The organism is Collinsella sp. UBA1693, from assembly GCF_002320115.1.
Classification (GTDB): domain Bacteria; phylum Actinomycetota; class Coriobacteriia; order Coriobacteriales; family Coriobacteriaceae; genus Collinsella; species Collinsella tanakaei.
In genome coordinates this window covers 121,238-136,540 of sequence record NZ_DCJT01000011.1, presented here as the reverse complement: position 1 = coordinate 136,540, position 15,303 = coordinate 121,238, and the positions used below count along the sequence as shown (strand labels likewise).

Annotated in this window: 11 protein-coding genes; all 11 read right to left on the bottom strand. The window is 57.6% G+C overall.

Going from position 1 to position 15,303, the window contains the following annotated elements:
• Position 1 precedes the first annotated feature (1 nt).
• Positions 2-1,552 carry a ribonuclease Y gene (gene rny, locus B3H65_RS08145; protein ID WP_117680104.1) on the bottom strand — a complete coding sequence of 517 codons (1,551 nt, stop codon included), beginning with the start codon at positions 1,550-1,552 and terminating at the stop codon, positions 2-4.
• Between the two features lie 294 nt (positions 1,553-1,846).
• Positions 1,847-2,515: a regulatory protein RecX gene (locus B3H65_RS08140; RefSeq protein WP_286684831.1), complete on the bottom strand. Its 669-nt coding sequence runs from the start codon at positions 2,513-2,515 to the stop codon at positions 1,847-1,849.
• Positions 2,516-2,558: 43 nt separating this feature from the next.
• Positions 2,559-3,641, bottom strand: a complete 1,083-nt coding sequence (gene recA, locus B3H65_RS08135) for a recombinase RecA (RefSeq protein ID WP_009140319.1) — start codon at positions 3,639-3,641, stop codon at positions 2,559-2,561.
• Positions 3,642-3,847: 206 nt separating this feature from the next.
• A complete protein-coding gene (locus B3H65_RS08130) occupies positions 3,848-4,345 on the bottom strand; it encodes a CinA family protein (RefSeq protein WP_286684830.1) in 498 nt (165 codons plus the stop codon).
• A 3-nt stretch (positions 4,346-4,348) separates the two neighbouring features.
• Positions 4,349-4,960, bottom strand: a complete 612-nt coding sequence (gene pgsA, locus B3H65_RS08125) for a CDP-diacylglycerol--glycerol-3-phosphate 3-phosphatidyltransferase (RefSeq protein ID WP_286684829.1) — start codon at positions 4,958-4,960, stop codon at positions 4,349-4,351.
• Positions 4,961-4,962: 2 nt separating this feature from the next.
• A complete protein-coding gene (gene rimO, locus B3H65_RS08120) occupies positions 4,963-6,303 on the bottom strand; it encodes a 30S ribosomal protein S12 methylthiotransferase RimO (RefSeq protein WP_009140316.1) in 1,341 nt (446 codons plus the stop codon).
• A 9-nt stretch (positions 6,304-6,312) separates the two neighbouring features.
• The gene (locus B3H65_RS08115) at positions 6,313-6,810 is read right to left on the bottom strand and encodes a YajQ family cyclic di-GMP-binding protein (RefSeq protein ID WP_009140315.1); all 498 of its coding nucleotides are present in this window, start codon (positions 6,808-6,810) and stop codon (positions 6,313-6,315) included.
• Between the two features lie 38 nt (positions 6,811-6,848).
• Positions 6,849-8,249 carry a helix-turn-helix domain-containing protein gene (locus B3H65_RS08110; protein ID WP_286684828.1) on the bottom strand — a complete coding sequence of 467 codons (1,401 nt, stop codon included), beginning with the start codon at positions 8,247-8,249 and terminating at the stop codon, positions 6,849-6,851.
• On the bottom strand, positions 8,249-10,885 hold the full coding sequence (locus B3H65_RS08105) for an FtsK/SpoIIIE family DNA translocase (protein ID WP_286684827.1): 2,637 nt from the start codon (positions 10,883-10,885) through the stop codon (positions 8,249-8,251). Before B3H65_RS08105 ends, B3H65_RS08110 begins: the two co-directional genes overlap by 1 nt.
• A 151-nt stretch (positions 10,886-11,036) precedes the next feature.
• Positions 11,037-12,713 carry a ribonuclease J gene (locus tag B3H65_RS08100; protein WP_286684826.1) on the bottom strand — a complete coding sequence of 559 codons (1,677 nt, stop codon included), beginning with the start codon at positions 12,711-12,713 and terminating at the stop codon, positions 11,037-11,039.
• A gap of 266 nt (positions 12,714-12,979) precedes the next feature.
• Positions 12,980-15,223 (bottom strand): polyribonucleotide nucleotidyltransferase, encoded by a 2,244-nt coding sequence (locus B3H65_RS08095; RefSeq protein WP_286684825.1) that lies wholly within the window; start codon positions 15,221-15,223, stop codon positions 12,980-12,982.
• Positions 15,224-15,303: the final 80 nt, after the last annotated feature.

Sequence of the window (15,303 nt, the reverse complement as noted above, 5' to 3'; positions counted from 1 at the left end):
GTTACTTAGCGATATCCACAGCGCGGCTCTCGCGGATCACGACGACGCGAACCTGGCCGGGATACTCCATCTCTTCCTCGATCTGCTGAGCGATGTTGTGAGCCAGAACGGTCGATTCAGCATCGGAAATCTTATCAGGCTGCACCATGACATGGACCTCGCGACCAGCCTGCATAGCATATGTCCTCTCGACGCCGTCGTGGGAGTTGGCGATCTCCTCAAGCTTCTCAAGGCGCTTGATGTAGTTCTCGGCAGACTCGCGGCGAGCACCGGGACGCGACGCGGAAATTGCATCTGCAGCCTGAACAAGCACGGCAAGAACGGTGTTGGGGTCGACATCGCCGTGATGAGCCTCGATCGCGTGGACAATAACGGGCTTCTCGCCGTAGCGGCGAGCAAGATCGGCGCCGATAACGGCGTGGGGACCCTCTACGTCATGATCGATTGCCTTGCCGAGATCGTGCAGCAGGCCTGCGCGCTTGGCCACGCGAACGTCCACACCAAGCTCGGAAGCCATGATTGCGCAAAGCTCAGACACCTCGATAGAGTGCTGCAGAACGTTCTGGCCAAACGAGGTGCGATAGCGAAGGGCGCCAAGGGTCTTGACGATCTCAGGATGAAGATCGTGAATGCCGGTATCGAAGCATGCCTGCTCGCCCGCTTCGCGAACGCGCTGCTGAACCAAATCGGCAGCTTTCTGATACATCTCCTCGATGCGCGCAGGATGGATGCGACCGTCTGCGATAAGGTTCTCGAGAGCGACGCGAGCCGTCTCACGACGAACCGGATCGAAGCTGGAGAGAACAACCGTTTCAGGGGTGTCGTCGATAACCAGGTTCACACCGGAAACCTGCTCGAAGGTGCGGATATTGCGACCCTCGCGACCGATGATCCTGCCCTTGAGGTCATCGGAGGGAATGTGCACCGAGGTGACGGTGACCTCAGCGGTATGGTCGGCAGCGCAGCGCTGGATGGCAAGAGAGATGATCTCCTGAGCGGTCTTATGGCACTCGGCCTTAACCTTCTGCTCGCTATCGCGGATGATCGTTGCCGCCTCATGGGTGACCTCGCCGCGAACCTTGTCGAGAAGCTCCCTATGGGCGTCCTCGCGAGTGAGTTCAGCGATTCGCTCAAGCTCATCGGTCTGCTTCTCATACAGTTCGTTCAACTCACGAGACTTCTTCTCAATCTGGCCCTGCTGGCTGGAAAGCTGATGCTCGCGTTTATCGAGTGCCTCGTTGCGGCGATCCAGGGATTCCTCGCGCTGCATAACGCGATTCTCAAGGACGCGAAGTTCCTTCTTGCGAAGCTTCTCCTCGGCCTCTGCTGCCTGCTTATTCTGGATGATCTCTTCCTTCGCCTCGAGAAGAGCCTCTTTCTTCAACGTCTCAGCCGCTCGACGCGCATCACCCATGACCTGCTCAGCCTCTGCATGTGCAGACTGAATCTTATTTTCAGCCTCGCGAATGCTACCGGTCTTGGCGTTGCGCATGACGAGCACGGCGATACCTGCTCCTATAAGAAGGCAGACAATGCCAATGCCAATCTCCATGCTTGTACGCTCCTTTTTAGAATTTTGAATGCATCAAACTGCACGAGGCCAATGACCGCGCGCGGGACATTTGCATGGATTGAGTCCACCGCATGAAAATGAATATGAGAAATATATCAATCTCATCCTAGATGAGCGCATATCACATAACAAATGACCTAATCATCGTACGTTGATAATATACGTATGTCAATGAAGCATGGGCAGACGGTAAAGACTTCGGTGAATGAGCTGGACGAAAAACCAAAATGAAATGAATAGCAGGCAAAACTAAAGAATCACGGACTGCAAAGATCAGGAATCCCGACAAAGTCGCTGCTGAACGGCGTCTCGCGCTATTGAATACGAAAAGCCCTTAGACATAAGATGCCTTACAAGCTTTTCAAACGGTTTGTTCTCGGGTATGGACTTTCGCGCCAAGAGGGCCGCGGCTCTCTCTACATCGCTCTGTTCATCAAAAAACTCTTCCGGATACCCGGGTATCTCGGCGGGATCCACGCCCCTTCTTTGCAGCTCTTGCTCGATCTTAATCCTTCCCCATCCACGCCGCACCCGCTCATCCACAAAGTAGCTGGCAAACCTCGCATCATCGAGGTACCGGGATTGCCGGGCCTTCTCGACGGCGCTTTCAATAGAAGACGGCGAAAAGCCTTGGCCTTTAAGCTTGTCCTGGATCTCCTTTGTAGAGTGGTCACGTCTGGAAAGCACGTCTACCAAATAGGAGAATGCGACTCGCCTCTGAAGGGAATCGATGTAATCGACAGCCTCGGAGGCGGACTGGGGCAGCGCATCGAGGTCGGCTTGAAGAATTCGCCCCACCCGCATGGGGACACAAAAAGTCCTCTCAGACCCATCCATAAGGGTTAGGACGAGGCGGGAGGTAGGCTTGACCTGCTGAAAGGATGATTGGTAAACCGCCGCCTTCTCCGGAAAGAAGACGGCGGCCGAAGCGATATCGCTCAAGGGGGGCCTCACTTAGGATGGAAAACTATGCAAGCGGGCGACATTACGCCGTGGTCTGATCCACGACCTCGCCAACGGGGTCGTCTTCAAAATCAAGTCCGCACGCAACGCGTACGCGGTGCTCGATCTCATCCCGTAGATCAGGGTTGGTGCGAAGACACTCCTTCGCAGCCTCCCTACCCTGCCCCAAGCGCTCTTGTTCGTAGGTGTACCAAGAGCCCGACTTGGTTACGATATCGTACTCAACGCCCATGTCGAGAATAGAGCCCTCTTTAGATATACCCGTGCCGTACATGATGTCGAATTCAGCAGTTTTAAACGGAGCCGCAACCTTGTTCTTGACAACCTTGCAGCGAACCCTGTTGCCGATGATATCGGCGCCGTTTTTGATGCTGTCGATACGCCTGATATCGATGCGGACGGAAGAGAAGAACTTGAGCGCGCGGCCGCCGGTCGTTGTCTCGGGGTTACCGAACATGACGCCGATCTTCTCGCGAAGCTGGTTGATGAAGATGCAAGTAGTCTTTGATTTTGCGAGGGAACCGGCGAGCTTGCGCAGCGCCTGGCTCATAAGGCGTGCCTGAAGACCCACGGAGCTATCGCCGATCTCACCTTCGATTTCAGCGCGAGGAACAAGCGCTGCTACGGAGTCGATAACGATCACGTCGATAGCGCCCGAGCGAACGAGCATGTCGCAGATTTCAAGCGCCTGCTCACCCGTATCCGGCTGGGAGATAAGGACCTCATCGATGTCGACGCCGATGCGAGCGGCATACGTGGGGTCGAGCGCGTGCTCAGCGTCGATGAAGGCGACAACGCCGCCCATCGCCTGCGCTTCAGCGAGAATCTCAAGGGAGAGCGTGGTTTTACCAGAGGATTCAGGACCGTAGATCTCGATGATACGTCCGCGCGGCACTCCACCGATACCAAGAGCGGCATCGAGGGCGAGCGCTCCCGTAGGGATGGCTTCAACCTCCAGCTCCGGTCCGCCATCGCCGAATTTCATGATCGAGCCGGTTCCAAACTTCTTTTCGATTTCCTTAGTGGTCGCCTCGATCATCTTATCGCGCTCGGCGCCGGTAGTGCGCTCGTGAATTTGACGGGCAGGGCCTGTGCTCTTTGCCATCTTGACTCCTAACGAATGATTTCCTTGATAATCCTACTACGAACAGCTGTTCGTTGCAAGAAAATATCTTTATGCTAAGCAGGAGCATCTATACAGAATCGTTATCGTTAATTGCAAAAAGGAGTCTCGAAAAACGGTTAAATCTAAGCGCCGCACGTAAAACAGCCCATTCAAGTCGTAACATGCGACGCTGTAGAGGGTTTACATCACGAAAGCTCCATGGATTCGCATAGAAGCTGATCGAGCGCGAATCGGACCGCCTCGAGACGGACCTGCTGCCTGTCACCGGCAAATGAGCAGCGCCAAGCCTGATGGCCGCGCTTGGAGGCGATGCCGATGTAAACCGTGCCCGCCGGATCTTCTTCGGTGCCACCGCCGGGACCTGCGTACCCAGTGGTGCTAACCGCTATATCCGAAGCATATACCTGGCGAGAACCGGTTGCCATCTCCAAAGCGGTCTGTCGAGACACCGCGGTAAAAGAATGCAAGGTTGAAGGCGAGACCCCTAGAAGCGCTTGCTTCGCCTCATCGCAATATGTAACGGCGCCGCCTTTGAGACAAGCGGATGCCCCGGAAACATCGGCGATGTGAGCAGCGACCAGACCTGCGGTGCAAGACTCCGCCGTAGATACGGTCAAGCCCTTAGCCGCGCACGTCTCGACCAACTTTTGGCAAAGCGCGTAAATATCTTGTTCAAGCTCCATGCGCTACACCCTAAACACAATCTTGCGGCAGTTCCAAAAGTACTGCGCACCGGAAACCACCGTGAGCACAACGGCGGCCGCCATGAAAACATGGCATACGGTCAGCAGAATGGATGCTGCATCAAGGGAATACAGCGCTATAACATCAACAAGCAAGTATCCGCAGATGGCAACCATGGTAACCGCGGTCTTCCACTTGCCCAGTTTATCTGCAGCGATCACCTCGCCGTTTGCGCTGGCGACCATGCGAAGAGCGCTGACCAGAAATTCGCGGAAGAGGATGATGAATACGATCCAGGAAGCGAGCACCCCTTGTTCGATAAAGATAAGAAGCGCGGAAAAGACGAGCAGCTTATCGGCGATGGGATCGAGGAATTTTCCAAAATCGGTAATCTCGCCACGAGAACGAGCCAAATGCCCATCGACCTTATCGGTCAAGCTCAGCACCATGTAGATCACGAATGCCGCGATCGCCTGGAACTCATAGGAGATGCCCACAATGGTAAAGGCGCCGAGGGCAAAAGCCATATACACAGGGATAAACAGGATGCGAACGCAGGTGACGATGTTCGCCGGAGTCCAAATGCTTTGCAGTTCTTTATGCTGGGATGCCATTACTATTCGCTTTCAACAACATGACCGACCAGCTCATAGCAGAAGCTGTCGGTGAACTCGACCGTTACGATGTCGCCAATGCAGGCCTCTTCGATATCAAGGTGGACAGCGCCGTCGCTGTCGGGAGCCTGGAACCAAGCATGACCGATGAACTCGGAGAAACCATCGTTCTCCTCTATACCATCGATGATGACCTCAGCGGTCTCCCCCACATGCGAGGCGGTGGCGGCGAAGCCCAGGGCCTCGGCAAGGTCCAGGGCCTTCTGGGCGCGCTCGAGCTTGACGTCCTCGTCCACCTGATCGTCCATCTCGGCGGCCCTGGTACCTTCTTCGCGAGAGTAAGCGAACACGCTGGTGTAATCAAAGGAGTTGCGATCCATGAACGCGAGCATCTGCTCCGCTTCCTCGTCGGTTTCGCCGGGGAACCCTACAAGGCTGGTAGTGCGAATGACCATGCCCGGAATCTCGGAACGCAGGCGAGCGAACAACTCGTCGAGCTGCTGCTCGGAGCCACTGCGATGCATGGACTTCAAGACGCGCTCGTTGCAGTGCTGAACCGGGATATCGATATAGGGAAGCACTTCGGGCGTGTCGCGAATCGCCGCAATAAGCTCGCCGGACATACCTTCCGGCTGAAGATAGAGAACGCGGATCCATACGTGCTGGGGACGCAGCTCCTCAGCCAGCGCAACAAGGAGCTGGGCGAGGTTTGCGGGACCATCGACCTGGTCCTTGAAATCCTTACCCCAGATACCGGTATCCTGGCCAATAAGGACGATTTCCTTAACGCCGCCGGCGACAAGCTCGCGCGCCTCCGCGATGATGCGGTCGGCAGGGCGAGAGTGATACCTACCGCGGATATACGGAATAGCGCAGAAGCTGCAAAAACGGTCGCATCCATCAGAGATCTTCACATAAGCGACGGAGCCCTCGACGGTGCGCTTGATGTTGGGAATAAAGGAGGGCATATCGCGCTCAACGCCCAGCAACTCGTCCACAACCGCAACGATACCGTCCTCTTCATCCGCACGGACAAACGCGGAGACCTCGGGCAGCTCCTGAGGCAGCTGGTCGCCGTAACGAGAGGGCACGCAACCGCACATGATGATGCGCGCAGCGCGAACACCCTCCTTGACCTCCTCGGCCAAAGCGAGCGTAGTCTCGATGCTCTCCGAGGTTGCGGAGGCAAGGAACGAGCAAGTGTTGATGATGACGGCGTCGGCGTCTTGTGCGGAATCGACTTCCTGGTAATCCGCGGCGTCAAGCAGCGCCCTCATGCGGTCGGTATCGACCTCGTTCTTGGCGCAACCAAGCGTGATGTAGAGTAGAGAACCTTTAGCCATGCTGATGCCTTATCGATAGTTGGTGAACTGAAGGGGCTGACCGTAATCCTGGTCGCGCAAAAAGCCGATAACCTGCTGCAGCGCGTCCTTGGAAGCAGAGCTCACGCGAAGCTTGTCGGCCTCGATGGTGACCTTGACTTTAAGCTTGATGTCTTTGACGTCCTTGTTGATCTTCTTAGCGGTGGGCTGGTCGATGCCCTCGATAATGCGGCCGATCACGCGCACGGTGCCGCCGGAAGCGGCCTGGGGGGCATCCCACTTGACGGACTTGATGTCAACACCGCGCTTGATGAGCTTGCTATTGAGAACGTCGATGATCTGCCTCGAGACAAAATCCGCAGGGGCGCTGATGGTGAACGTCTTGTCCGTTTTAGACAGATCGATGGTGGCGCCGGAATCCTTAAGGTCGTAGCGCTGCGTGAGTTCGCGCGCGGTTTGCTGGTAGGCGTTATCGACCTCCTGCATATCGACCTGAGACACTACATCAAAGCTTGAATCTTTAGCCATGTTGGGCTCCTTTCGTACGTAGAACCAATCGAAACGCCCTAGTCGCCGTTTGATTGGATGGTTTGCTGGCCGGTAGCGGTTTTTTGATCCGTCGCCGCCTGGGTTGCATCTTGCGTGCCGTCCGCATCTTGCGCGGTGCCATCGGCGTCCGTACCGTCCTGTGTGGAGTCAGTCTGGGGAGCGGTGATGGTAACGCGCGCGACGCCTGCGCTCTTGCTGTCATAGCGCACCTTCTCACCATTCTTGGTGATGGTGACGTCGGCGGGCTTATCGACGGTGATCTCCATCGACTGCGTGACCGTATATTCCTGCTCAAAAGGCCCAACAACGGTATCGCCGTAGACAGACTTGCCATCAAGCTTGATCTCGAGCCAAGACGTCTTGCCCTTGGCGATGCTGATCTTAACCTTGGTCTCAGTAGGCTCGTTCTGCTGGCTGGTCGTGTTGGAAGCAGCGGTAGATGAGCCATCCTGCGAGGAGGTAGTCGCGGCGTCATCGCTTCCATCGTCAGCAGAGTCATCGTCCAAATCATCATCCTTATTGGAAGAAGATGTGGAGGATTGAGACTGCGAGGTCTGCGTACTGCCCTGAGCGGACGCGTCAGACGAAGGCGCGCAACCCCTAAAGAACAGCAGGAGCAAAAGCAGCAAGATGATGATTACGGCTGAACCCAGCAGCATAAGAATCCTATTATCGGAAAACGGCAAGGGAGGCTGAGAGGACCTACCGCGCGACTGCTGGTATCGACCGGGGTTCTGCTGGCTGGGGCGCCCGGAAGCGGAGCGGTAACCGTTTTGCATGGAACCTTGGGGACGAGGTCTGCCTGCAGAGGGCGCCGACCCCCTGTAGCGGGAATCCGTAGAACGGCCGCCGCGGGACGGATACTGGTCGCCGCGAGCAGGACGAGGGCCCTGCCCATAGCGAGACTGACCGGAAGGACCGTATCCACCACCTTGCGGCAACGCGCGCTGCCTACCGCCGCGGTTTGCCTGCCCGTACCGAAGAGTGCTGGTAGACATGGGCTCATGCGGAGACACCGACTCGGAAACGTATCCCGCCTGGGGAGGCCTCTGCCCATACCGAGAGTTGGGCACGGGTCCGTTGACCATGAGGAAGCGGCCCTCAGGATTCACGTTGTGCGGACTTGCCTCGGCAACGGAATCCTGGAACCTGCCGGCTCCGGTATTGTTGACGCGCTCATACGTATGAAGCTCGTCGAAATACGCGTCAACAACGGTGCGAGGGTTCAACCCCAAAAAACGCGCGTAGCTCGAAATCATGCCCTGCGCATAGCCGCGCGGCGGCATGGAGGCAAAGTTACCGGTCTCGAAGTACTCGATAATCTGGGGACGGATCTTTATAGCGTTCGATACCTGCTGGATAGACATACCGCGCTCGCGACGGCGAGTGAGCAGCATCTCTCCAAATCGGGCGGACATCAGAACCCTCCAAACTCATCTTCGGCAGCGAGCTGCGCCTCTACGGCTTCCAGCTCGGCAAGACCCTCTGCGTCGAGCAGGACCTCACGCGGCTTAGAGCCGTCGGGCGGTCCCACAACACCTTTTTCCTCGAGCATATCCATAATACGACCAGCACGAGCATAACCCACCTTAAGGCGGCGCTGCAGGCCGGACGTGGAACCAAGCTGGGAATCAACAACTATGCGCGCGGCATCCCACAGCAAGGGATCGTCCTCAGAAGGCTCGGACGAACCCATACCGGCAGGCCCCGCGCCAGCCCCTCCAACAAGAGCCGGCGTGACGGCGGACAAGATCTCCTCATGGTAGTCGGCGGCGCTTTGCTCCTTAACAAAGCCCACGACGTCGACAATCTCCTCGTCCGAAACATAACAGCCCTGGATGCGCTTGGGCTTGCCCCAATCGACGCGGCTAAAAAGCATATCACCCTGGCCCAAGAGCTTCTCGGCACCCGTTTGGTCCAAAATGACGCGCGAGTCGATACCGGTAGCGACCGTAAGGCCGATGCGGTTGGTGATATTCGCCTTGATGAGGCCGGTAACAACGTTAGAGGAAGGACGCTGCGTAGCCACGATCATATGGATACCTGCGGCGCGACCAAGCTGCGCGATTCGGACGATGGAGGCCTCGACGTCCTTGCCCGCAACCATCATGAGGTCGGAGAGCTCGTCGATAACGATGACCAGATAGGGCATCTTGGTTGGAGGGTTGTCGTAATGGTCGAATTCGCCGGCGGCCTGCTTCTCGTTGAAGGTCGCTATCTTACGAACGCCAATGCGCTCGAAGATCTTAAGACGACGCTCCATCTCGGAAACCGCCCACTGCAGTGCGCTCGCGGCCTGCTTGGGCTCGGTCACCACGGGCACGTACAGGTGCGGCAGCCCGTCATAGGGCGCGAACTCGACGCGCTTAGGATCGATCATGATCAGGCGCACGTCTTCGGGGAACGTCCTCATGAGCAGCGACATAAGGATGGAGCTGATGACCACGGACTTACCCGAACCGGTGGTGCCGGCAATAAGCAGGTGCGGCATCTTGGCCAGGTCCGCGACCATGGGCGTACCCTCGGCATCGCGACCAAGGGCGAACTCCAAAGGACCGCCCTTGACGTAGGGCAAAATGTCGCCAAAGGAAACGTTTTGCCTGCTTCTATTGGGAATCTCGATACCAACCAGCGACGTCCCCGGAATGGGGGCGAAGATACGCACCGAATCGGTAGCAAGCGACAGGGCGATATCGTCTTCAAGGTTGGAGATACGGCTCACGCGCTCGCCCTCGCCGGGCTGCACCTTAAAGGTGGTGACCGTGGGGCCGGAGATCCATCCAACCACGCGCGAGTGAAGGCCAAACTCCTGCAGGGTGGACTGAAGAGCCGCAGCCGTCTGCTCAAGCTCTTTTTCGGAATATGAGGAGGCAGCGGCCTTGGGACTGTGCTTAAGCATGGACGAGGGCGGCAGCTGGCGCTCATCATCAGAATCGTCGACACCGCTCGCGGGCTTCACCTTGATATCTTCGGGCTTAGGCTCTGCCTTGGCTCTCCCCTGCTGCGACGACGCCTGGGCGTGCTCATCGGCATACGCATCGGCATCGCGATCGGCGGAAGTCTGCTGGGCACGGGCGGGCGAGGACTGCAGGAAATCCGGAAGCGGTCGCTTCTCGACAGACGCAGCGTCATTTGCGGCGATCCAGGGCGGCGTATCCATAGCGGGCTCGGCTGCAGAGGTTGCCTCGAGCGAATCCGTTGCGTCCGCGATGACGTCCAGGGCCTTGCCGCGCTTAGGTTTGGAAGCGGCAGCGGTTACGGCCTTAGCAAAGCGCTCTTTAGCGGGAATAAGCGTGGTCTTAGCGCTCTCGCCCTCATACTCGTCCTTCACATCGACAAAGGGATCACCATCGTCCTCATCATCATCTGGACGAGGAAGAACGGTGGTCTCGCGGTTGCCCAAAAACGTGGTCTCGGGCGCAGGGATGTCATCGAAGAGCGACTGCTGCTTGCCGGCTGCGGCAACAGGCGCGTCCTGCCGGTGCTGGAGAGCGGCGGCGGGAACGGCTTCGCCCCAAGGATTATCGTTAAGATCGACTTTGCGCTTCTGTGCAATCTGCGCCGCACGAGCTGCAGCGCCCTGCACAAACTGGCTCACAGAGAAGCCGATGATGACCATGCCGAGGATGACGCCGCCTACACAAAGCACCATTGCAATGGACTTACCAAGCGCATTTTGCAAAGCGGACGCTACGAAAGCGCCCAAATAGCCACCGCTAGAAGCGAGGTTATGGGACTCGAACATGGCAACGGTGGAAAGGTCGGTGTTGGGGACCATCAAAGACAGCGCGCTGCAGATGAAAACAAAAATAACGGCTATGCCGACGGTGGTTCGGGCGTTGACAGGAGCGCGGTCGCGCAAGAACAGCAACGCGGCCACCGCGAGCATCGCGACGGGCAACACATATGCTCCCAAGCCGAACCCAAGATGATAGAAGGAAGAGACCGCGCTGGTAACCGGTGCAGAAGCAGGGGCAACCACCGCGATCATAGAGGCGACGGCGATAACGGCAAGCACGACCCCTGCGATATCGCGATTAACAGACTCCCCCATCAAAGGAGGGACGTCCTGATACAGCTCCTCTTCATGCTTAGCGTTAGCGCGCAAGGGGCGCGGAGCCGCCGAAGCACTCCGCGCCTTTTTAGATTGATCTGACTTAGTCGTCGCAGTCCCCTTTTTGGCCTGTCCCCCGCTTCTAGCCACGCTAGACCTCCATGACAACCGGGATGATCATGGGTCGAGTATGCGTACGGTTCCAAATAAAGTTGGAAAGCGAATCGCGAACGGCCTTGCGAAGAGCGTCCGTACCGCTGCTGGTAAAGTTGAAGGAACCCTTCTCGATCATCTTCATGATCGAGTCGGAGGCATCGGAAGTGAACTCATCATCGATGGTGAACGAGACGCCGCGACCAGACACCTCGATAGCATCGATTTTCTTGCGCTTGGTCGACATGGTGGCTACGACGGTCACCATGCCGTCGTTGGCGAGCTTTTGACGGTCGCGCAAAACGATGGGGTCGGTATCACCGATGCGAAGGCCGTCAACGTAGACCACGCCGCTCTCGACGGCTCGGCCGCGCTTGACCTTACCGGCGCGCATCTCAAGGGAATCACCGTTGTCGATGACAAAGATATTGTCACGTGGAATGCCCATCTTTTCACCCAGCTTTGCGTGGGCGCGCAGATGGACCGCCTCGCCGTGAACGGGCATGAAGTAGGTGGGGCGAGCCATGGCGAGCATGAGCTTGAGCTCTTCTTGGCTGCCGTGACCGGACACATGAACCAGGCAGCGATGTTTGTCATACACGTCGCAACCAAGCTTAGCGAGGCTGTTGACAACCTGCTGAACGGCCTTCTCGTTGCCGGGAACGGGGGTGGCGGAGATAATGACGGTATCGCCATCGTGAATCGAAAGCGTCTTATGCTCACCGTTGGCCATACGGGAAAGCGCGGAGAGGGGCTCGCCCTGTGAGCCGGTGCACATGACGACAACCTTGTTCTCGGGAATGCCGTTGAGCTCGTAAGCATCGACCAGATCGTTTTCATCGATCTTAAGGTAGCCAAGCTCGCGCGCAACGCGCGTATTGGTGAGCATTGAGCGACCAGTAACTACGATTTTACGGCCACACGCCTTAGCAGCATCGCAGATCTGCTGAAGACGATGGATGTGACTGGAGAAGGACGCGACAAAAACGCGGCCCTCGGCGTTCTTGATGGCATCGTACAGCGAGTGACCGACTTCGGCCTCGGACTTGGTGAAGCCAGGGACGGTGGCATTAGTGGAGTCCGACAAAAGAAGGTCGACGCCGGACTTGCCAAACCGGGTGATCGCGGCATAGTCAGGGGTGACGCCGTCGATAGGAGTCTGATCGAGCTTGAAGTCTCCTGTATGCATAACGGTACCCTGCGGAGACTTGACAAAGATGCCGAGTGCTCCGGGGATAGAGTGCGTCATGGAAAAGAAGTCGACGGAAAGGCAGCCCAGATTTACATGGCTACCACCCTTTACCTCACGGAACTTGGGTGCGCGAATGCGGAATTCGGAAAGCTTGCCCTCGATAAAGCCTAAAGTGAGCTTGCTGGAGAAGATGGGTACCTTGTTGTTGAGGTCCTGCAGCAGGTACGGAAGAGCACCGGTATGGTCTTCATGACCATGCGTGATAATAATGCCGCGAAGCTTGTCCTCGTTCTCGAGCACGTACGTGTAATCCGGAAGCACCAAATCGATACCGGGCTGGGAGTCATCCGGAAACATAAGGCCAGCATCGACCAGCATCATATCGGGACCGCACTCGATAACGGTCATGTTCTTGCCAATGCCATCAAGGCCACCGAGGGGGATGACCTTCAGCGGCGCGGTTTTACCTTTAGTTGTTGCCATAAACGGAATGCAATCCTTTCAGATAGTCGTACAGATATATGCACGGCGAACAATCGCCGCATCAATTCATATGGGTATTATCTCTACCCAAACACAGGTTTTTAAATGATAGCAGGGAAAAGACTGCAGCGATTCACCATAACTCTTCCTTACCGAATAAACAATTGAAATCACCCAAAACAAAGTAGAAAAAAATGGCCCCGCCGAAACCAACGGGGCCACGTACTTAAAGCAAGCTGTCAGTCGAACGATTTGGCAATCGAGGATTAACCCTCATGATGGCGGCGCGGGGTGCGGCCACCATTATCACCGGGTGCGCGACGGGGACGATCGGAGCGCTCAGAGCGGTTGCGACGGGGACGATCGGAGCGCTCGTGACGCTCGCCCTCTCCACCGTCGTTACCAGATCCGGCGGGAGCCTCGGGCTTATCGATGCGGTCGAGGGAGATCTTGCCGCGTTCATCGACCTCGAGAACACGCACCTTGACCTCGTCGCCTACGTTGAGGACGTCTTCGACCTTATCGACGCGACCCTGGGCGACGCGGGAGATGTGAAGCAAACCGTCCTTACCGGGAAGCAGGGAAACGAAGGCGCCGAAGGGCTGGACGGAAACGACGCGACCGGTGTACTCCTCGCCCGGCTCGGGAACCTTGATGATAAGCTGGATGCGCTCGACGGCCTGCTCGACGGACTCGCCGGTGCCGCCGACGTAAACGGTACCGTCTTCCTGGATGTCCACGGAAGCACCGGTCTCGTCCTGGATACCGCGGATAACCTTTCCGCCGGTGCCGATGACGTCGCGAATCTTGTCGACCGGAACGGAGATGGAGACGATGCGCGGAGCGGAGGGGCGGGTCTCGGGTCGAGTCTGCGGAATGACCTGAAGCATCTTGTCCAGGATGAAGGCACGTCCAACCTTTGCCTGCTCGAGAGCGGTGCGAAGGATATCGAACGTAAGGCCCGTGGCCTTGTTGTCCATCTGCAGGGCGGTGATGCCGCGCTCGGTACCGGTAACCTTGAAGTCCATGTCGCCCAGGAAGTCCTCAAGGCCCTGGATATCGGACAGGACAACGGTCTTGCCCTCCTCCTGAATCAGGCCCATGGCGATCCCGGAAACGGGGCGCTTAATGGGTACGCCGCCGTCCATAAGCGCCAAGGTGCTCGCGCAGGTGGAAGCCATGGACGAGGAACCATTGGACTCCATAACCTCGGAAACCACGCGGATGGCGTAGGGGAACTCGTCCTCAGAGGGAAGCATGGGAAGGAGCGCGCGCTCGGCAAGGTTGCCGTGGCCGATTTCGCGGCGCTTAGGAGAGCCCATGCGGCCAACCTCTCCGGTGCAGTAAGGCGGGAAGTTGTACTGGTGCATATAGCGCTTGCCCTCGACGGGCTCGATGGTATCGAGACGCTGCCCCTCGTTGAGCATGCCCAGGGAAAGCACGGAGAGTACCTGGGTCTGACCGCGCTGGAACAGGCCGGAGCCATGAACCAGGGGCAGGTAGTTGTCTTTCACCATGATGGGGCGGATCTCGTCGGCAGCGCGACCGTCGACGCGCTCACCGGTCTCGACAACCATGGTGCGCATTGCCTGCTTCTCGAGCTTCTTGAGGTTGACGGGGATCTCGCGCTCCCACAGCAGCTGCTCGTCCTCGCTGAATTCGGCCTTGATGGCTTCCTTCAGAGCCTCGACCTTGCCGATGCGAGAGAGCTTGTCGGCGTCGCGAAGAGCGGCGGACATCTCGTCGTAGTGAGCGAAGATGCGATCGTGGACTTCCTCGTTGGGCTGATCGAGCGGATACTCCTTCACCACGATCTCGCCGTTGACGCGCTCCCACTCCTCAACGAAGTCGAGCTGGGCATCGCAGAAGGCGCCGATGGCCTCCTGGCCAAACTGCATGGCGGCGAGCATGTCCTCTTCGGAGATCTCGTCCGCGCCAGCCTCGACCATGGAGATGAAGTCGCGAGTGCCAGCGAGTTCCAGGTCCAGATCGGAGTTGTCGCGCTCCTCGTAGGTGGGATTGACGATAAACTCGCCGGTCTCGCGATCGCGACCGATGCGGACGCAAGCCAGCGGGCCCTCGAACGGAACGCCGCCCAAGGTCATAGCAAGCGAGGCACCCATGGTGCAGATGACATCGATGGGATTCACCTGATCGGCAACGAGAGAGGTAGCGACGACGTGAACCTCGTTACGGAAACCGTCAGGGAAGCTGGGGCGGATGGGGCGGTCGATCATGCGGGCGGTAAGAGTAGCCTTGTCGCTGGGACGACCTTCGCGCTTGAGATATCCGCCGGGGATGCGGCCCACGGCATACATCTTCTCGATGAAGTCGACCGTCAGGGGGAAGAAGTCGTAGTTTTTACGCTCCTTGGAAACGACGACGGTCACGTTGGCGGTGGTGTCGCCCTGCTTCACCAGCACGGAGCCGGTAGCCTGCTTGGCGAGCTCGCCGGACTCAAGCGTGTAGGTCTTGCCGTAGAGTTCGAAGGTCTTGGATACGAGAGTCATTTTTCCTCTTTCATCTCCGTACGCCACATTGCGCACGGGCGTCTTCATGTCCGAAAAACCGTTTCGGACGGGTGTCGGGG

What these genes read in the sequence shown, in the direction of transcription:
- rny (WP_117680104.1), bottom strand. Translation starts at nt 1,552, where the DNA reads ATGGAGATTGGCATTGGCATTGTCTGCCTTCTTATAGGAGCAGGTATC.
- B3H65_RS08105 (WP_286684827.1), bottom strand. Translation starts at nt 10,885, where the DNA reads ATGGGGGAGTCTGTTAATCGCGATATCGCAGGGGTCGTGCTTGCCGTT.
- B3H65_RS08100 (WP_286684826.1), bottom strand. Translation starts at nt 12,713, where the DNA reads ATGGCAACAACTAAAGGTAAAACCGCGCCGCTGAAGGTCATCCCCCTC.
- B3H65_RS08095 (WP_286684825.1), bottom strand. Translation starts at nt 15,223, where the DNA reads ATGACTCTCGTATCCAAGACCTTCGAACTCTACGGCAAGACCTACACG.
- B3H65_RS08115 (WP_009140315.1), bottom strand. Translation starts at nt 6,810, where the DNA reads ATGGCTAAAGATTCAAGCTTTGATGTAGTGTCTCAGGTCGATATGCAG.
- B3H65_RS08110 (WP_286684828.1), bottom strand. Translation starts at nt 8,249, where the DNA reads ATGTCCGCCCGATTTGGAGAGATGCTGCTCACTCGCCGTCGCGAGCGC.
- rimO (WP_009140316.1), bottom strand. Translation starts at nt 6,303, where the DNA reads ATGGCTAAAGGTTCTCTACTCTACATCACGCTTGGTTGCGCCAAGAAC.
- B3H65_RS08130 (WP_286684830.1), bottom strand. Translation starts at nt 4,345, where the DNA reads ATGGAGCTTGAACAAGATATTTACGCGCTTTGCCAAAAGTTGGTCGAG.
- pgsA (WP_286684829.1), bottom strand. Translation starts at nt 4,960, where the DNA reads ATGGCATCCCAGCATAAAGAACTGCAAAGCATTTGGACTCCGGCGAAC.
- recA (WP_009140319.1), bottom strand. Translation starts at nt 3,641, where the DNA reads ATGGCAAAGAGCACAGGCCCTGCCCGTCAAATTCACGAGCGCACTACC.